The 18,120-nt window shown below is 74.4% G+C and carries 13 protein-coding genes and 1 pseudogene; 10 read left to right on the top strand and 4 right to left on the bottom strand.

From position 1 onward, the window contains the following. The first annotated feature begins 105 nt into the window (after positions 1–105). The 7 genes and pseudogenes from POD19_RS09020 (at position 106) to holA (ending at position 10,997) form a co-directional block, all read left to right on the top strand. A complete protein-coding gene (locus POD19_RS09020; RefSeq protein WP_136939979.1) occupies positions 106–1,113 on the top strand; it encodes an IS481 family transposase in 1,008 nt (335 codons plus the stop codon). A gap of 259 nt (positions 1,114–1,372) precedes the next feature. Beyond that, positions 1,373–2,698 carry a YkvI family membrane protein gene (locus POD19_RS09025; protein WP_036336588.1) on the top strand — a complete coding sequence of 442 codons (1,326 nt, stop codon included), beginning with the start codon at positions 1,373–1,375 and terminating at the stop codon, positions 2,696–2,698. Between the two features lie 157 nt (positions 2,699–2,855). Continuing rightward, positions 2,856–5,363, top strand: a complete 2,508-nt coding sequence (gene leuS / locus POD19_RS09030) for a leucine--tRNA ligase (RefSeq protein ID WP_144818816.1) — start codon at positions 2,856–2,858, stop codon at positions 5,361–5,363. A 46-nt stretch (positions 5,364–5,409) separates the two neighbouring features. Then, entirely contained in the window at positions 5,410–6,384 is a 975-nt protein-coding gene (locus POD19_RS09035) for a DegV family protein (RefSeq protein WP_036313753.1), read from the top strand. Positions 6,385–6,513: 129 nt separating this feature from the next. After that, the gene (locus POD19_RS09040) at positions 6,514–7,371 is read left to right on the top strand and encodes a ComEA family DNA-binding protein (protein ID WP_036313756.1); all 858 of its coding nucleotides are present in this window, start codon (positions 6,514–6,516) and stop codon (positions 7,369–7,371) included. Continuing rightward, positions 7,368–9,968, top strand: a complete 2,601-nt coding sequence (locus POD19_RS09045; protein ID WP_223247540.1) for a ComEC/Rec2 family competence protein — start codon at positions 7,368–7,370, stop codon at positions 9,966–9,968. The genes POD19_RS09040 and POD19_RS09045 overlap by 4 nt, the downstream gene beginning before the upstream one ends. 10 nt (positions 9,969–9,978) lie before the next feature. After that, a pseudogene (holA, locus tag POD19_RS09055) lies at positions 9,979–10,997 on the top strand (DNA polymerase III subunit delta). 101 nt (positions 10,998–11,098) lie between these two features. Here the strand turns inward: holA and rpsT are convergent. Both rpsT and POD19_RS09065 read right to left on the bottom strand, forming a co-directional pair. Continuing rightward, entirely contained in the window at positions 11,099–11,365 is a 267-nt protein-coding gene (rpsT, locus tag POD19_RS09060; protein ID WP_060973719.1) for a 30S ribosomal protein S20, read from the bottom strand. Between the two features lie 195 nt (positions 11,366–11,560). Next, positions 11,561–12,223 carry a type II toxin-antitoxin system PemK/MazF family toxin gene (locus POD19_RS09065; RefSeq protein ID WP_060973718.1) on the bottom strand — a complete coding sequence of 221 codons (663 nt, stop codon included), beginning with the start codon at positions 12,221–12,223 and terminating at the stop codon, positions 11,561–11,563. A 111-nt stretch (positions 12,224–12,334) separates the two neighbouring features. Here POD19_RS09065 and lepA point away from each other — a divergent pair, with 111 nt between their 5' ends. After that, positions 12,335–14,194: a translation elongation factor 4 gene (lepA, locus tag POD19_RS09070; RefSeq protein ID WP_044659803.1), complete on the top strand. Its 1,860-nt coding sequence runs from the start codon at positions 12,335–12,337 to the stop codon at positions 14,192–14,194. Next, on the top strand, positions 14,195–15,475 hold the full coding sequence (gene hemW / locus POD19_RS09075) for a radical SAM family heme chaperone HemW (protein ID WP_060973717.1): 1,281 nt from the start codon (positions 14,195–14,197) through the stop codon (positions 15,473–15,475). Between the two features lie 15 nt (positions 15,476–15,490). Here the strand turns inward: hemW and POD19_RS09080 are convergent, their stop codons facing one another. Together POD19_RS09080 and POD19_RS09085 are read right to left on the bottom strand one after the other, a co-directional pair. Next, the gene (locus POD19_RS09080; RefSeq protein ID WP_002854682.1) at positions 15,491–15,910 is read right to left on the bottom strand and encodes a DUF4870 domain-containing protein; all 420 of its coding nucleotides are present in this window, start codon (positions 15,908–15,910) and stop codon (positions 15,491–15,493) included. A 94-nt stretch (positions 15,911–16,004) separates the two neighbouring features. Next, positions 16,005–16,865 carry a DUF3097 family protein gene (locus tag POD19_RS09085; protein WP_010078617.1) on the bottom strand — a complete coding sequence of 287 codons (861 nt, stop codon included), beginning with the start codon at positions 16,863–16,865 and terminating at the stop codon, positions 16,005–16,007. A gap of 170 nt (positions 16,866–17,035) precedes the next feature. On the opposite strand from POD19_RS09085, the gene hrcA reads away from it, so the two are divergent. Beyond that, positions 17,036–18,049 (top strand): heat-inducible transcriptional repressor HrcA, encoded by a 1,014-nt coding sequence (gene hrcA, locus POD19_RS09090; protein ID WP_119217268.1) that lies wholly within the window; start codon positions 17,036–17,038, stop codon positions 18,047–18,049. Positions 18,050–18,120: the final 71 nt, after the last annotated feature.

Genomic DNA, 18,120 nt, shown 5'->3' on the forward strand with positions numbered 1-18,120 from the left:
GTCATGAGGTTCTTGACATCCGTACCGGGCTGAGATGAGACGAGTGGGCCCCGCCCCGCAGGATGGAAGTTCCTCAACAACCCACCTGCCAGAAGAGACCCACTCATGACTCACGCTAACGCACCCCTGACCCCCACTGGCCGTCTCAGGATGGTCCACCGCCACCTGCACGACGGGATCCCGCAGGCACACGTGGCCGCCGAGTTCCGGGTGAGCCGGCCCACGGTGGCCACCTGGGTCGCCCGCTACCGCGCCCAGGGAGAAGCCGGCCTTCAGGACCTGCCCAGCCGGCCGCACCGTTCACCTGCCCAGCTCGATCCGGTCCTGGTCGCCCAGATCCACGCCCTGCGGCGGGAGCGCAAGTGGTCCGCACGGCGCATCCATCACCACCTCGTCTCCGAGGGCCACCGGGTGTGTCTTCGTACCGTGGGACGGTGGCTGCACCGGGCCGGGATCTCCCGGTTACGGGACCTGACCCCGGCCGGAGAAGACCTGCGCCAACGACCCCAGAAGATCACCGCGAGAGGGCCGGGGCACATGGTGCACCTGGACGTGAAGAAGATCGGGAAGATCCCTGACGGGGGCGGCTGGCGTGCTCACGGACGTGACAGTGAAGCAGGCCGTGCTTCCAAGCGTGGTGCAGGCCGGCGGGTCGGCTACACCTATCTGCACTCGGCGATCGACGGGTTCACCCGGCTGGCCTACACCGAAGCGTTGGAGGACGAGCGGGCGGCCACGACCGTGAGCTTCTACTGCCGGGCGAGGGCGTTCTTCGCCGCCCACGGCATCACCGTGGACCGGGTGATCACGGACAACGGGAACAACTACCGGGCCGTGGACTTCACCGCGAAGGTGGTCTCACTCGGGGGCCGGCACCACCGGATCCGCCCCTACACCCCGCGCCATAACGGGAAGGTCGAACGGTACAACCGGCTGATGGTCGATGAGGTCCTCTACGCCCGCCCGTACTCCTCAGAGCAAGCTCGGCGTGAGGCCCTGCAGGTGTGGGTGAACCACTACAACTACCATCGGCCTCATACCTCCTGCGGAGACGCTCCTCCGGCCTCACTGGCACCGACCCGAGTCAACAACGTCATGCCCTCCTACACCTAGCCAGGCCTTCGACCGCCGACGCCGTGGCGCCTCGTCTCCGCTGGACGCGGGGACGGGGTCCGCCGAGATGCTCGGCCTGATCGCGACCGCGGCGTGCCAGCGGGAGGGCGGCCTTGGGGTGGGCCTGAGGCCACGCTGCCCGGAACCCGGCGACGCCTGGTCCTGGCCACGATGGCGCGCGCGTGCCTACCGTACTCCGGCCCGTCCTCGGTCCCGGGGCCCGCACGGGCGCACCCCGTCCCCCACGAAAGGCCCATGCGTGCAGCACCCCGTCGCGCTCAGATCCCTGAAGATCGCCCTCGCCTTCGTCGGCCTGCTCGTCGGCGCCGGCTTCGCCACCGGCGCCGAAGTCATCCAGTACTTCGTGGGCTTCGGCTGGATCGGCGTCGTGGGCGCGGGACTGGCCGGCCTGCTCGTCACCGCCGGCGGCGCCGTCATCCTCCAGCTGGGCAGCGTGTTCCTCGCGGCCGACCACAAGGTCGTCTTCCGCAGCGTCTCGCACCCCGTGATGGCCCGGATCCTGGACGTCGTGGTGACGGTGACGCTCTTCGCGATCGGCGTCGTCATGCTCGCCGGGGCGGGCTCGACGCTCGCCCAGCAGTTCGGCTGGCCGACGTGGGCGGGCTCCACCCTGATGACCCTGCTCGTGCTCGTGACGGGCATGCTGGACGTGGAGAAGGTCTCCGCGATCATCTCCCTGATCACGCCCCTGGTGGTCGTCGCGGTCGTGGCCGGGTTCGTCCACGTCCTGGTCACCCGCGACGGCGGCTTCACCGCCCACGAGTCCCTCGCCGTCCAGGCCACCACGCCGGTGGACCCGTGGTGGCTGTCCTCGGTCAACTACTTCGGCCTCGTCGTCGTGATGGCCGTGTCCATGTGCCTCGTGATCGGCGGGTCCATCACCCACCCCCGGGAGGCGTTCCTCGGCGGCCTCACCGGTGGCCTGATGTACACCGCCCTGCTCCTGATGGCCTCCACGCTGCTCTACCTCGGCTACGCCGAGATCGGCCGCGCCGACGTCCCCATGCTGCGGCTGTTCGCCTCGATCGCGCCCTGGCTGGGCTGGGCGATGGTCGTGGTGATCTACCTGATGATCTTCAACACCGCGATCGGCATGTTCTACGCGCTGGGACGCCGCCTCACGGCCGACCGCCCGGGCCGCTACCGGCCCGTGTTCGCCGGCGTCACGCTGCTGGCCTTCGCGGTGAGCTTCGTCGGCTTCGGCGACCTGATGAACGTCGTCTACCCGGCGCTGGGCCACCTGGGGATCGTGCTCGCGCTCGTGCTCCTCGTCTGGTGGCTCACCCACCGCCGGCAGATCTCCGCCGAGTCGGGGCTGCGTCTGCGCCTGCTCGCGCTGCTCCGCCTGCGTGAGCATCCGGAGAAGACCTTCACGGCCCAGCACGCAGTGCAGCTGCAGGAGGCGGTCGGGGACTCCGTGGCGGCCCCGGACGCGGTGACGGAGGCCCTCGAGGACGAGGTCGCCCAGGTGCTCGAGGAGGACGACGCGCTCACCTCCGGAGGGGCGCGCCCCGGTCCCGACGCCGGGCCCGAGCGTCCGGCAGGCGGCAGCCACTCCGCCTGAAACCGCGTGCCCGGCCGGGCACGGCGTCTCGGAGCGGCCCTGCGGCCGGGCCGGGGCGCCGTCGCCGTAGGATGGGGTGGCCGGCCGTGCCGCCGGCCCCGTCCGCGCCGCCCGAGGGCCGGCGCCCCATCCCGACTGCGTGAGGACTCGAACCGCCGTGAGCCAGACCCCCGACAGCGCCGTGCCGGCCACCCCCAGCATCCCCGCCGACGCGGAGTACTCGTTCCGTGACGTGGAGGCCCGCTGGGCCGGGTACTGGGAGCAGGCCGGGACGTTCGCCCCGCGCGAGGACGGCTCCGAGACCCGCACCGTGGTCGACATGTTCCCGTACCCGTCGGGCGACCTGCACATGGGGCACGCCGAGGCGTTCGCGATGGGCGACGTCGTCGCGCGCCACTGGATGCAGCGCGGCTTCGACGTGCTGCACCCCATCGGCTGGGACTCCTTCGGCCTGCCGGCCGAGAACGCCGCCATCAAGCGCGACGCCCACCCGGCCGAGTGGACCTACGCGAACATCGAGACGCAGAAGCGCTCCTTCCAGCGGTACGGCATCGCCGTGGACTGGTCCCGTGAGCTGCACACCTCGGACCCCGAGTACTACCGGTGGACCCAGTGGCTGTTCCAGCAGCTGTACCGCAAGGGCCTGGCGTACCGGAAGGACTCCCCGGTCAACTGGTGCCCCCAGGACCAGACGGTGCTCGCCAACGAGCAGGTCGTGGACGGCCGCTGCGAGCGCTGCGGCACCGAGGTCACCAAGCGGACCCTGAACCAGTGGTACTTCCGCATCACCGAGTACGCGGACGCGCTGCTGGACGACATGGACCAGCTCACCGGCCACTGGCCCGAGCGCGTGCTCGCCATGCAGCGCAACTGGATCGGCCGCTCCGAGGGCGCCCACGTCGACTTCCAGGTCGAGGACGGCCCCGTCGTCACGGTCTTCACCACCCGGCCGGACACGCTGCACGGCGCGACCTTCATGGTGGTCGCCGCCGACGCCCCGCTGGCCGCCGAGCTCGCCGGCGACGACGTGCGGGCCGAACTCGAGGCGTACCGCGAGGACCTGAAGAAGGTCTCGGACATCGACCGCCAGGCCACGGACCGTCCCAAGAGCGGCGTGTTCCTGGGCCGCCACGCGGTGAACCCGCTGACCGGTGAGCGTCTGCCGATCTGGGCCTCGGACTACGTGCTGGCCGACTACGGCACGGGCGCCATCATGGCCGTGCCGGCCCACGACCAGCGCGACCTCGACTTCGCCCGCGCCATGGGCCTGCCCGTGCGCACCGTGCTGGACACCGGCGAGGAGGACCCGGCGGTCTCCGGCGTCGCGACGACCGGCGAGGGCATCCTGGTGAACTCCGGGGAGCTCGACGGCCTGGACAAGACCGCCGCCATCGCGCGGGCCATCGAGATCGTGCAGGAGCGCGGCACCGGCCGGGGCACCACCACGTACCGCCTGCGCGACTGGCTGCTCTCCCGTCAGCGCTTCTGGGGCACCCCGATCCCCGTGGTCCACTGCCCGGACTGCGGCGAGGTGCTCGTGCCGGAGGACCAGCTGCCGGTCACCCTGCCGACCGACCTCAAGGGCGAGCAGCTCGCCCCCAAGGGCCAGTCGCCCCTGGCCGCGGCGACGTCGTGGGTCGAGGTGGACTGCCCGCAGTGCGGCGGCCCCGCGCGACGGGACACCGACACCATGGACACGTTCGTGGACTCGTCCTGGTACATGCTCCGCTACGCGTCCCCGAACGACGACGCCCGCGTTTTCGACCCCGACGCCCTGCGCCGCTGGCTGCCCGTGGACCAGTACGTGGGCGGCGTGGAGCACGCGATCCTGCACCTGCTGTACGCCCGCTTCTTCACCAAGGCCCTGCACGACCTCGGCCTGGTGCCCTTCACCGAGCCGTTCCGCGCCCTGCTCAACCAGGGCCAGGTGCTCAACGGCGGCAAGGCCATGTCCAAGTCGCTGGGCAACGGCGTGGACCTGGGCGACCAGCTGGACGAGTTCGGCGTCGACGCCGTGCGCCTGACCATGGTGTTCGCCTCGCCGCCCGAGGACGACGTGGACTGGGCCGACGTCGCCCCGGGCGCCGCCGGCAAGTTCCTGGCCCGCGCGTGGCGCCTGGCCCGCGACGTCCGCGCGACGGGCGCCCCGGCCGGCACGGACCCGGCGGGCGGGGCCGTGACCCTGCGCCGGGTGACCCACCGGACCGTGCACGAGGCCCAGCAGCTGCTGGACGACGGCAAGTTCAACGTGGTCGTCGCCAAGACGATGGAGCTGGTCAACGCGGCCCGCAAGGAGATCGACGCCGGCGCCGGCGCGGCCGACCCCGCCGTCCGCGAGGCCGCCGAGGCCGTGGCCGTGCTGCTCTCGCTCGTGGCGCCGTACACGGCCGAGGACATGTGGGTGCTGCTCGGCCACGAGCCCTCCGTGGTCCGCGCCGGCTGGCCCGCGGTGGACGAGGCGCTGCTGGTCGAGGACACCGTCACGGCGGTCGTCCAGGTCAAGGGCAAGGTCCGCGACACCCTCGAGGTGCCCGCGGACATCACCGCCGAGGATCTCGAGGCGCGCGCCCGCGCGTCGCAGAAGGTGCGGAACTTCATCGGGGACGCCGAGATCGTCAAGGTGATCGTGCGCGAGCCCAAGCTCGTGAACCTGGTGATCCGCTGACCGCGTGAGACCGTCCCCGACCGGGCCGGGGGAGAGGAGGCAGGCCGTGGCGAGCATCGAGCAGTGGCGCGACGATGCGCTCGTCCGCCTGCGCTCCCGCCGCTCCCAGCTGGCCGGGCGGGCACGCTACGGGCTGCGCCCGCCCCGCCGGGACCGCACGGCCGTCGTCACGGACTCGGCCGCGGCCCTGCCCGGCGCCGTCCTCGGACACGGTCTGGCCGCGGGGATCCGCCAGGTGGCGCTGCCCGTCATGGTGGGCGAGCAGATCCACACGGAGGGCACGGACGAGCTCGCGCTGGAGCTGCCGCTGGCCCTGGCCGCCGGCACCCCGGTGCGCACCTCACGGCCCTCGCCGGGCGCGTTCCGGACGGCCTACGCCGAGCTGGCCCGCGCCGGCTACGCACGCATCCTCTCCGTCCACCTGTCCGGCGAGCTCTCCGGCACCGTGGAGGCCGCGCGCCTGGCCGCCGCGGAGGCCGAGCGCCCGGTGACCGTGGTGGACTCGCGCACCGTGGGCTTCGCGCTGGGCATGGCCGTGGTGGACGCCGCCGTGGACGCGGGGGTGGGCATGCCCGTGGCCCGCATCCGCGAGCGGCTCGAGGCCACCGTGGACTCCAGCCACGTGCTGTTCACGGTGCCCAGCCTCGAGCAGCTGCGCCGGGGCGGGCGGATCAGCGGGCTGGCCTCGCTGCTGGGCACGCTGCTGCAGGTGCGCCCCGTCATGGCCGTCGACGACGGCGCGATCGGCCTGGTCGACCGCCCGCGGTCCGCGGCCCGGGCCGTCGACCGGCTCGTGGAGCTCGCGACCGAGCGGGCCGGCGAGGACCCGGTGCGGATCGCCGTGCACGAGTACGGCGACCCCGAGACGGCCGTGCAGCTCGCGGAGCGGCTCCAGCCGGTCTCCACCACCCCCGTGCCCGTCGTCGAGCTGCCCGCCGTGCTCGCCGCGCACCTGGGCCTGGGCGCCCTGGGTGTGGTGATCTGCCCGCTGGAATCGCCCACGGGGGGCTCGGGGGACTGAGGCCGCCCGTGCGGGAGCGCCGAGGAGACGGGCGCGTCCGTTCCTGCACACCACCCTGGACCGCGGAGGTCATCCCCAGGTCGGGTGCGGGACGCGCCCGACTCGGCGACGGGGCCGCAGACTGCCCGCATGAGCCCCAGCCACCGCCTCTGCGACGATCCGCCCGCCTTCGCCCCGGACCCCGCGCCCGCGGCCGCCCCCGACGTCGACACAGCCGGCCCGCACGCCGCGTCCCGGTGGGAGCGCACCCCACCTCGGGGCCCGGTGCTGCGGTGGCGGCCGGCCCTGCTGGCCGTCACCGTGCTGCTCGTCGCCGCCACGGCCTGGTGGGCGGTGGCCTGGCTGACCACCCCGGCGCCGCCCGCGGCCATCCCGGCGGCCGCGGCCGGTGCAGGCATCCCGCAGACCGACGCGCCCTCCACCGCCCCGTCGGCGGCGGGCACCGACGCGCGGACGTCCGAGGCGGGGCCGTCGGGGGAGGCGTCCGGCCCCGCCGGGTCCGGCCCGCTGCGGGTGCACGTGGTGGGCGAGGTCGCCCGGCCGGGAGTGGTCAGCCTCGCGCCGGGCTCCCGGGTGGCCGACGCCGTGGGCGCCGCCGGCGGCCCGACCCGGCACGCCCGGGCGGAGCGCATCAACCTCGCGGCCCCGTTGGACGACGGCCAACAGGTCCTCGTCCCCTCCGCCCGCACACCGCAGGACGCCCTGGACCGGGTGGCCGGGGCCGCGCAGGCGCAGCCCACGCCGACCACGGGCAGGGCCGGTGGCGGAGGCGAGCCGGGCGGCGCCGAGTCCGGCGACACCGTGGACCTGAACACCGCCGACGCCACGGAGCTGCAGACCCTGCCCGGCGTCGGCCCCGCCACGGCGGAGAAGATCATCGCCCACCGCGAGACGGTCGGCCCGTTCACCGGCCTGCAGGACCTGGACGCGGTGCCCGGCATCGGCCCGGCCACGCTCGACCGGCTGCGTGACCACGTCTCGTGGTGAGCCCGGCCCCGGGCCCGCCCAGCGATCCCGTGGACCGCCGCGCCCGCCACCGCGAGGTGCCCGGCCCGCTCGAGGCCCGGTGGGTGCCCGCCCTGCTCGTCTGCCTGACCCTCGGGATCCTCGGCGTCGCCTGGGACGCCCCGGCCCGCTCGGCGGCGGCCCTCACCGGGCTGGCCGTCGCCGCGACCACTGTCCTGGGCGCCGCCCGCTCGACCGGTCGGATACGGGGCGTGGCCACCGCGACGACGCTGGCCGGCGTGGCCGCGGCCCTGATGCTGCAGCACTCGGCCGGGCCCGCCGCCGCGGCCAGCGCCAGCGGCTGGACCGGCGCGGTGCACGCCGGCTCACCGCTGCGGCTCGAGCTGACCCTGGACGGGCCCGCCACCCGGAGCGAGGCGACCTTCGGCCCACGCTGGAGCGTGCCCGTGCGGGTCGAGACGTTCGGTCATCCGCCGCGGGCCCCCGAGGCGGCCGTGACGGCCCGACTCACGGGCGGGGGCGCACCGCCCGCGACGATCGCCGCGCCGTTGGACGGGACGGCGGCCCCCGGCGGCGGGCCGGGATCGCGGGTGTGCGTGGTGGCCCGGCCGTCGAGGTCCGGCTCCACCGTGTTCCTGGCCGCCGCGGCCGCCCCGCAGCCGGGACCCTGCCCCGGCGGGGCGGAGCCGGCAGGCGGGGCCACCGACGGCGGCCCGGGCCCGCCGCGGCGGGAGGCGCTGCGCGCCGCGTTCCGTCAGTCCGCGGAGGGCACGGTCGGCACGGCGCCGGAGCTCATCCCGGGGCTGGTGCTGGGCGACCGCTCCGCCCAGGGGGCCGCCCTCGACGACGCCATGAAGGCCTCGGGCCTGTCGCACCTGTCTGCCGTGTCCGGGGCCAACGTGGCCATGATCCTCGGCGCGGTCGCGATCACCCTGCGCAGCGCGCGGGTGCACCGGGCGGTGGTCCTCAGCGCCGGGCTGGCGGTCCTCGGGGTGTTCGTGGTCGTCGTGGGGCCGGAGCCGTCGGTCCTCCGGGCGGCCGTGATGGGCGCTCTCGGCGCCCTCGCGGTGTTCTTCGGCCGCGCGCGGCAGGCGTTCGGACTCCTGACGGTGGGCGGCACGGCCCTGCTCGTCGCGGTGCCGGCCCTCGCCGTGGAACCGGCCTTCCACCTCTCCCTGGCGGCGACCGCGGGCATCGTCCTGGGCGGCGCGCCCCTCGACCGTGCGCTGCACGCCGGGCTCGGCCGGGTGCTGCCCGACGTCGTGGCGCGGTGGCTCTCGGCGTCGCTCGCGGTGACCGTGGCCGCCCACCTGGCCTGCCAGCCGATCATCCTGGCCATGACCGGTGAGGTGTCGGCCTACGCGGTGCCGGCCAATCTGCTGGCCGCCCCGGCCGTGCCGCCCGTGACCGTCCTGGGCACCCTCGCCGCGGCCCTCGCCCTGCCCGCGCCGGGGATCGCCGCCGCCCTCGTCGCCGTGATCCAGTGGCCCGCGGCCTGGATCGGGTGGGTCGCCCACACCAGCGCCTCCCTGCCCGGGGCGCTGCGTCCGTGGCCGGCCGGAGCCCTCGGCGCCGGGCTGGGCGTCCTGCTGGTGGCCGCGACGCTCCTCGGATTCGCCGCCGTGCTCCTGCTCGAACGACGCCGGGCCGCCCCGGTGCGGCGTGTCGGCCGCAGCGCGCCGCGGACCCGCGAGCGCCTCCCCGCCCTGGTCGTGCTCGCCGCCGCGCTGGCCGCGGCCACCACGGGTGCGGTCGGGGCGGTCCTCGTGCCGCGGGCCTCGGGCGCGGCCCCGCCGGACTGGGCGGTGGCGTTCTGCGACGTCGGCCAGGGAGACATGGCCGTGTTCCGGTCCGGCCCGCGCGCGGGGGTCGTCGTCGATGTCGGGCCCGAGCCTGGGCTCGCTCGTCGCTGCCTCGACGACCTCGACGTCGACCGGGTGGACGCCGTGCTGCTCACTCACCTGCACGCCGACCACACCGGGGGACTGCCCGGCGTGGTCGACCGCGCCTCCCGCGGGGCGGTGCACTACGCGACCCGGGACGCGCCGGCGCAGGGCAGGGGAGGGCGCGGCGGCGAGGCGGACGGCGTCGACCGGCCCGCCGACGCGGCACGGCTCCGCACCGGCGCGACGGGCACGGCCGGGCCGGTGCGGTGGCACGTGCTGCTCGCCGACGCGCGGGCCCCCGAGGAGAACGACGCCTCCGCCCAGGTGCTGGTCACCGTCGAGAGCGAGGCCGGTCCGGTCACGACGCTGATCACCGGCGACATGGAGGAGGACGCCTCCGCGGCATGGGTCGCGGGGCACCGGTCCGATGCCGCCGCTCCGCCGCGCGTGGACGTGCTCAAGGTCGCCCACCACGGGGCCCGCAACGGTGGGACGGCCGTGCCGCGCGCGGTCGGCGCCCGCCTGCACATGGTCTCCGTGGGCGCCGACAACCCGTACGGACACCCCCACCGGGCCACGGTGGACGCGCTCGGCCGCCTCGGGCCGGTGGCCCGCACCGACCTGCACGGCACGCTGGCCCTCACGGCCGCGGACGGCCCCGACCCCGACGGCGCGCCCGAGATCACGGCTCACACCGTCCGCCCGCCCTCGAGCGTCCGCACCGGACCCTAGGATGGGACGCATGTCCGCCGCCCGCAGCCCCCGTTCCGGCCGAGCCGGCCGCACCGACCCGCTGGCCTGGCGGCGAGCCGAGCCCGCCCCGCTCATGCTCCTCAAGGGACCCGAGGACCATGCCGCCCGCTGGGTGACGGACCGCGTGACCCAGGCTCTGCGCGAGCGCCACGGCCAGCTGGAGATCCACCGGCTCCGCGCGGGGAGTACCAGCCCGGCCAGCTGGCCACCGCGGCCAGCCCGTCCCTCTTCGCCGAGCCCACCCTCATCACGGTCGAGGGCCTCGAGGCCATGAACGACGCGTTCCTCGAGGACGCCCTGCGCCTCGTCCAGCAGGGCCCCGGCGCGGACGACGTCACGCTCGTGCTGCGCCACACCGGCGGCAACCGCGGCAAGAAGCTGCTGGACGCCGTCGCCCAGGCCGGCACGGTGGTCGAGTGCGTGCCGCTGAAGAAGGACGAGGAGCGGCTGGCCTTCGTGCAGGCCGAGTTCCGCGACCGGCGTCGGCGCATCGACGAGGAGGCGGCCCGCGCGCTCATCCGCGCCACCGGCGCCTCGCTCACGGAGCTCGCGGCCGCGTGCGCCCAGCTCGTCGACGACACCGAGGGCGTCGTCACCGTCGAGACCGTGGACACCTACTACAGCGGCCGCGTGGAGGCCACGAGCTTCGCGGTGGCCGACGCGGCGCTCGAGGGGCAGGCGGCGAGGGCCGTGTCCCTCGTGCGGCACGCGATGGCCACCGGCGTGCACCCGGTGATGATCACCGCGGCGCTCGCGCTCAAGGCGCGGCAGGTGGCACGGATGATCGACGCCCGCCGGCCCGCCGCCGAGCTGCCGTCCCTGCTCGGGGTGGCCCCGTTCCAGGTGCGCTACATCCAGCAGGCGGCGCGGCACTGGACGGCGGCCGGCATCGCGCAGGCCGTGGAGTGGATCGCCCAGGCCGACGCCGAGGCCAAGGGCGCCTCCCGCAACCCGGAGTTCGCCGTCGAGCGCGCGGTCATCCGCGTGGCCACCGCCGTCAGCCGCTGACGGCGCCGCCGGACGGCACGCGACGGGGGCTGCCCGGACACGACGCGGCCCCCGCACCGATCGCTCGGGGCGGGGGCCGCGGTCACAGCCGGGGGCGTGGATCAGCCGAGGAGGGCCTTCACGCGAGCGGCGATGCCGGACTTGCGGTTCGCGGCCTGGTTCTTGTGGATGACGCCCTTCGAGGCGGCCTTGTCCAGCTTCCGGGAGGCGGTGCGCAGCGCGGCGGCGGCGGCCTCGGCCTCGCCGGCGGCGACGGCCTTGTCCACGGCGCGGATGGCGGTCCTCAGCTCGGACTTCACCGCGACGTTGCGCTGGCGCGCCTTCTCGTTGGTGAGGATGCGCTTCTTCTGGGACTTGATGTTAGCCAAATCGGGTCCTTCGTCGTCGGCGGCGCGGACGAGGGTCCGGGCGCCGCATGAACAGGGGGTCGTGGAGGGTGCCCGGATCCGTGGACTGAGCGGCGTGGGGAACACCGATGATGACCCGTTCCGGGGGTGCCCGTCGACCGGCGGACACAATGCGGACGATCCTACCACCCAGACCCTGCGATCCGCGCGGCGGACTCAGCGCCCCCGCCTCCGGGCGCGGGCCAGCGCGGCCGTGACCCGGTCGAAGGCCGCCCGGTCCAGGACGCCGCCCTCCCGGCGCACCGCGGCCGGATCCACGCGGACCACCCGGTCCAGCTTCGCCTCCGAGGCGCGGCCGGACCGGTCCCAGGCGCCCGCGCCCACGTCCACGTAGTCCTCGTCCCGGGCCAGGGCGTTGTTCCGGTCCCGGCTGGTCAGCATGAGCCCGAGCAGGTGCGCCCCGTCCCGGCCGATCAGGAGCACGGGGCGGTCCTTGCCCCGGCCGTCCATCTCCTCGTACGGCACCCAGGTCCACACGACCTCTCCCGGCCCGGCCGTCGGCCCGGGCACGGGCGCGTACTCGACGCGGACGGTCCCGGTGAAGTCCGGCAGGGACGCGTGGCGGCCGGTGTCCTGTCGCCGGGGCCGGCGCTCCTGCCCGGGCCCGGGCATCGGCCACGAGTCGGTGGGCTCCGTGGGGTCCCACGCGGGCCCGGGAGGCCCGGGCGGGCCCGGGAAGGGTGACGGGCCGCTCCGGTCGCCGGCCCGTCGACCGGCCTCGGAGGCGGCTCGACGCGGCCGGGCGTCGTCGCGGAGGGTGCCGATCAGGCGTGCCGTCCGGCGGCCGAGGGACAGGGCGCGATGCAGGTCGAAGGCCATGGGCGTGAATCTAGTGGACGCGCGGGCCCGGCGTCCGGGTCGGGTCGGCGGCGGGACATGACAGACTAGGCGGTCAGAGCCCCGTCCCCGTCACCCGTAGAGGAAGTGCCCGTGTCGCCCCTGGCGTCGAACCCCCCGGTGCCCGCTGCCACCGACCCCTCGGTGATCCGCAACTTCTGCATCATCGCCCACATCGACCACGGCAAGTCCACGCTGGCGGACCGCATGCTGCAGGCCACCGGCGTCGTGCAGCCCCGCGACATGAAGGCCCAGTATCTGGACCGCATGGACATCGAGCGTGAGCGCGGCATCACCATCAAGTCCCAGGCCGTGCGCATGCCCTGGTCCGTGGACGGGGTGGACTACGCCCTGAACATGATCGACACCCCCGGGCACGTGGACTTCACCTATGAGGTCTCCCGCTCGCTGGCCGCGTGCGAGGGCGCGATCCTGCTGGTGGACGCCGCCCAGGGCATCGAGGCCCAGACCCTGGCGAACCTCTACCTCGCCATGGAGCACGAGCTGGAGATCATCCCCGTGCTCAACAAGATCGACCTGCCCGCCGCGGATCCGGACCGCTACGCGGCCGAGCTGGCCTCCCTGATCGGCTGCGAGCCCGAGGACGTGCTGCGCGTCTCCGGCAAGACGGGCGTCGGCGTGGAGGAGCTGCTGGACCGCGTGGTCCGCGCCGTCCCCGGCCCGGAGGGCGACGCGGACGCCCCGGCCCGCGCGATGATCTTCGACTCCGTGTACGACACCTACCGGGGCGTCGTCACGTACGTGCGCGTCGTGGACGGCCGGCTCTCCCCACGGGAGAAGGTCCGCATGATGTCCACGGGCACCACCTACGAGCTCCTCGAGATCGGCGTCTCCTCCCCGGAGCCCGTGCCCACCAAGGGCCTGGCCGCGGGCGAGGTGGGCTACCTCATCACCGGCGTGAAGGACGTGCGTCAGTCCAAGGTGGGCGACACGGTCACCAACCACGCCCACCCGGCGGAGCAGTCCCTGGGTGGCTACGAGGACCCCAAGCCCATGGTGTTCTCGGGTCTGTACCCCATCGACGGCTCGGACTATCCCGTGCTGCGTGACGCCCTGGACAAGCTCAAGCTCAACGACGCCGCGCTCGTCTACGAGCCGGAGACCTCGGTCGCGCTGGGCTTCGGCTTCCGCGTCGGCTTCCTCGGTCTGCTGCATCTGGAGATCGTGCGCGAGCGCCTCGAGCGCGAGTTCGACCTCGACCTCATCTCCACCGCGCCCAACGTGGTCTACGAGGTCACCCGGGAGGACCGTGAGGTCGTCACCGTGACCAACCCCTCCGAGTTCCCCGAGGGCAAGATCCTCGAGGTGCGCGAGCCCATGGCCTCGGCCACGATCATCGTGCCGGCCGAGTTCATCGGCGCCGTCATGGAGCTGTGCCAGGCCAAGCGCGGCAATCTCAAGGGCATGGACTACCTCTCCGAGGAACGCGTGGAGATCCGCTACTGGATCCCGCTGGCCGAGATCGTGTTCGACTTCTTCGACCAGCTCAAGTCCCGCACCAAGGGGTACGCCTCGCTGGACTGGAAGGCCGACGGCGACCAGGTCGCCGACCTCGTCAAGGTGGACATCCTGCTCCAGGGCGAACAGGTGGACGCGTTCTCCTCGATCACCCACAGGGACAACGCCTACGCGTACGGCGTGATGATGACGGGCAAGCTCAAGGAGCTGATCCCGCGCCAGCAGTACGAGGTGCCGATCCAGGCCGCCATCGGCTCGCGCATCATCGCCCGCGAGAACATCCGCGCGATCCGCAAGGACGTGCTCTCCAAGTGCTACGGCGGAGACATCTCCCGCAAGCGCAAGCTGCTCGAGAAGCAGAAGGAGGGCAAGAAGCGCATGAAGATGGTCGGCCGGGTGGAGGTCCCGCAGGAGGCCTTCATCGCCGCCCTGTCCTCTGACGGCGCCGGCGCCGACCAGGCGGCGAAGAAGTAAGTGCCCGCCCTGCCCCTCGGCGAGCCCGTCCCCGACGACGGCCGGCTGCCGGCCGACGTCGGGCGGCGGGTGCGCGCGGCCGCCCGCGACGGCGCGGCGCGCACCTTCAGCCTGTACGTCCACGTGCCGTTCTGCACGGTGCGCTGCGGCTACTGCGACTTCAACACGTACACGGCCGTCGACTTCGGCCCCGGCGCGGGTCGCGGCGACTACTGGGAGTCGGCGGTCGCGGAGCTGGACTTCGCCGCGGACGTGCTCGCGTCCTCGGACGTGCCCGCCCGCCCGCTGCACACGGTGTTCTTCGGCGGCGGCACGCCCACGCTCCTGCCGGCCGCGGACCTCGTGCGCATCCTCCAGGCGGCGGTGGACCGGTTCGGGATCGCGCCCGGCGCGGAGGTGACCACCGAGGCCAACCCAGACACGATCACCCCGGAGTACGCCCGCCAGCTCGCGGCCGGCGGCTTCACCCGCCTCTCCCTGGGCATGCAGTCCGCGGTGCCGCACGTGCTCGCCACGCTCGAGCGCACCCATCGGCCCGAGTCCGTCCCCGCCGCCGTCGCCGCGGCCCGCGAGGCCGGCCTGGAGGTGTCCCTGGACCTGATCTACGGGACCGCGGGGGAGTCCCTCGCCGACTGGCGGGCCACGCTCGAGGCCGCCGTCGCCCTGGCCCCGGACCACGTGAGCGCGTACTCGCTGATCGTGGAGGAGGGCACCAAGCTCGGGGCCCAGGTGGCCCGCGGCGAGGTGGCGGACGTGGACCCCGACGACCAGGCGGACAAGTACCTGCTCGCCGAGGAGCTGCTCGGCGCCGCCGGCTACCGCTGGTACGAGGTGTCCAACTGGGCGCGGGACCCGCGGGGGTCCGGGGTCCACCGCGCGCGGCACAACGTGGCGTACTGGGAGGACCAGGACTGGTGGGGGATCGGCCCGGGAGCGCACTCGCACCTCGCCGGCGTCCGGTTCTGGAACGCCAAGCACCCCGCCGCCTACGCGCAGCGGCTGGCCACGGGGGTCACCCCCGCCGTGGGCCGCGAGCGGCCCGACGCCGACGCGCGGCGACTCGAGCGCATCATGCTCGCGGTGCGCACGGTGGACGGGCTCCGGACCGCGGAGCTCGTCTCGGAGACGCCGGGGGAGGCCGCGCGGATCCGCGGGGCGATCGCCGAACTCATCGCCGCGGGCCTGCTGGACGGGCTCGCCGCCGTGGACGGCCGCATCATCCCGACGCTCGAGGGGCGGCTGCGCAACGACGCGATCGTCCGGGCGCTGGCCGGCTTCTGACCGGCCGGCCCCAAGTCAGCGCAGGATGCGCAGGTTGAACGGGTACCGGAACGGACGGCCCTTGGACACGTGCGAGGCGCCCATCACGCCGTAGACCGCCATGGCGGCCCACGTGAGCGCGCCGAGGATCGCGAAGATCGGGCCGACCACCGGCAGCAGGGACAGGAAGAAGAACAGGAGCGTGATGAGCGTGGGCGGCCCGGAGAAGTTCAGGGCCTCGCGCGACTCCTGCGAGGTGAACGGGCCGCGGTCGCGGTAGAGCAGCCACACGACCAGCGGGCCGAGCACGCCGAACGCCAGACTGAGGTGGGCCAGCGCCGCGCGGTCACGGTCCTGCTTCGCCGTGAGCGGGGCGCCGCGGCCGCCGGCCGAGACGAGCCAGGCGGGCGGGCCGTGGCCGGTGCGGCCGGCGTCGGGCTGCGCGCGGGTGTTCACGAGGGGCTCCTCCTGGATCGCGGGACCCGCGCGCCGGGGACCGGGCGCAGGGCATGGGCCAGCATAGCGCGGGCGGGCGGGGGCCGCGCCGAGATCAGTGCTCGGGTGCGGCGGTGAGGAAGTCGATGAGCTCCTCCACGCGGCCCAGCAGGGACGGCTCGAGGTCCGCGTACGTGGTGACGTGGGAGAGCAGCCGCTTCCACCCCAGCCCCGTGGCCTCCTTGCTCCCGTGCGGCCAGCCCAGTCCCCGCAGGATCCCCGTCTTCCAGTCCTGCCCCTTCGGCACGACGGGCCACGCGGGGATGCCGAGGACGGAGGGCTTGATGACCTGCCAGACGTCCACGTAGGGGTGACCGAGGATGAGCACGTTGCCCGCGGCCCCCGGCACGCGCATGGCCTCGGCCGCGAGGCGCTCCTCCTTGGACCCGGTGACGAGATGGTCCACGAGGATCCCGAGCCGGCGCCGCGGACCGGGGGCGAACGCACGGATCGCCCCGGCGAGGTCGTCCACGCCGTGCAGGGGCTCCACGACGATGCCCTCGAGGCGCAGGTCCTCGCCCCACACCTTCTCCACCAGCTCGGCGTCGTGCACGCCCTCCACCCAGATGCGAGAGGCGCGGGCGGTGCGGGCCCGCGCCCCCTCGACCCGTCGCGAGCCGGAGGCGGTGCGGGCCGGCGCCGCCGGGGCCGCGGCGGTCGGGGGGACCAGGGTCACGGGCTCGCCGTCGATCCAGAAGCCGCCGCCGAGGGGGAAGCCGCGGCGCACGCCGCGGCGGTCCTCCAGGACCACCACGTGCACGCCGCCGGAGCGCTCGATGCCGATCACGGCCCCGGTGAACCCGGAGGCCACGTCCTCGACCACCGTGCCGGGGGTGGCGGGCACATCGGGGACGGTCCGGGCGGGGCGGCGCGTCAGGTCGTCGTGGCCCGCGGGGCCCCAGCTGCTCCAGTCCATGGGAGAGCACGGTAGCAACGGGGGCGGGCGATCACCGTGAGCGAAGCCGTGCGGGCCGGTCGGGTCGTCCCCCGGGTCGGACGGTAGCATTGGCACTTGACCCGCCGGAGTGCCAGCCAGGGGCACCTCCGGGGTCGCCCCGGATCCCGACGGACCAGAGGAGGACCGAGATGTCGGAGCAGCCCCGCCGCCTGCAGGTGCTCCAGGCGATCGTGGAGGACTACGTGGCGCTGCGCGAGCCCGTGGGCTCCAAGGCGCTCGTGGAACGGCACGCCCTGGGCGTGTCCTCCGCGACCGTGCGCAACGACATGGCTGCGCTCGAGGAGGAGGGCCTCATCGTGGCCCCGCACACCTCCGCCGGGCGCGTCCCCACGGACAAGGGCTACCGCGTGTTCGTCGACCGCCTCTCCGAGGTGAAGCCGCTGTCCCCCGCCGAGCGCCGGGCCGTGCGGACCCTGCTGGACCCGGAGACGGACACCGAGCACATGATGGAGTCCACGGTGCGCCTCCTGGCCCAGCTGACCCAGCAGGTCGCCGTCGCGCAGTTCCCCCACGAGGACGGCTCCACGATCCGCCACCTCGAACTGGTCTCCCTCACACCCACGCGCGTGCTCGTGGTCCTCATCCTGTCCACGGGACGGGTGGACCAGCGGCACGCCGTGCTGGACCGTCCGGTCGAGGAGGCGGAGCTGTCCGTGCTCCGCGGCCTCCTGCTGGACGCCCTGCTGGGGCTCGGTCCGGTGCAGGCGGCCACCGTGGTGGACGACGTCGTCACCCGGGTCCGCCCGGAGCACCAGCAGTCCGCCGCCCTCGTGGCCGCGGCCGTCCACGACCTGCTCGAGGCCGGTCGGCAGGACCGCATCGTCCTGGCCGGCACCGCCAACCTGGCCCGCTCCCCGGGGGACTTCGGCGCGTCCATCGGGCCGATCCTGGAGGCGCTCGAGGAGCAGGTGGTGCTGCTGCGCCTGCTCACGGAGATGGAGCAGGACGCCCACGGGGTGTCCGTGCGGATCGGGTCCGAGAACGTCGGATCGCTCGCGGACACCTCGGTGGTCGCAGCCGCCTACGGCCCCGGCGCCGTGGCGAAGGTCGGTGTCATCGGTCCGACCCGGATGGACTATCCGGGCACCATGGCCGCCGTCCGGGCGATCGCCCGCTATCTCTCCCGCATCCTGACCACCTGACGCGCCTCCGCGCGTCCTGGCGGGCCCCGTCCCGCATCGCCCCACGTCCCGCTCTCCCCGAGAGGAATCCC

Origin of the sequence: Micrococcus sp. GPGPB33, from assembly GCF_037853785.1 — a bacterium.
Lineage (GTDB): Bacteria > Actinomycetota > Actinomycetes > Actinomycetales > Micrococcaceae > Micrococcus > Micrococcus luteus.

Coding starts and splice junctions, on each gene's coding strand:
- POD19_RS09020 (WP_136939979.1), top strand. CDS start 106: ATGACTCACGCTAACGCACCCCTGACCCCCACTGGCCGTCTCAGGATG.
- POD19_RS09040 (WP_036313756.1), top strand. CDS start 6,514: ATGAGCCCCAGCCACCGCCTCTGCGACGATCCGCCCGCCTTCGCCCCG.
- POD19_RS09065 (WP_060973718.1), bottom strand. CDS start 12,223: ATGGCCTTCGACCTGCATCGCGCCCTGTCCCTCGGCCGCCGGACGGCA.
- POD19_RS09085 (WP_010078617.1), bottom strand. CDS start 16,865: ATGGACTGGAGCAGCTGGGGCCCCGCGGGCCACGACGACCTGACGCGC.
- hrcA (WP_119217268.1), top strand. CDS start 17,036: ATGTCGGAGCAGCCCCGCCGCCTGCAGGTGCTCCAGGCGATCGTGGAG.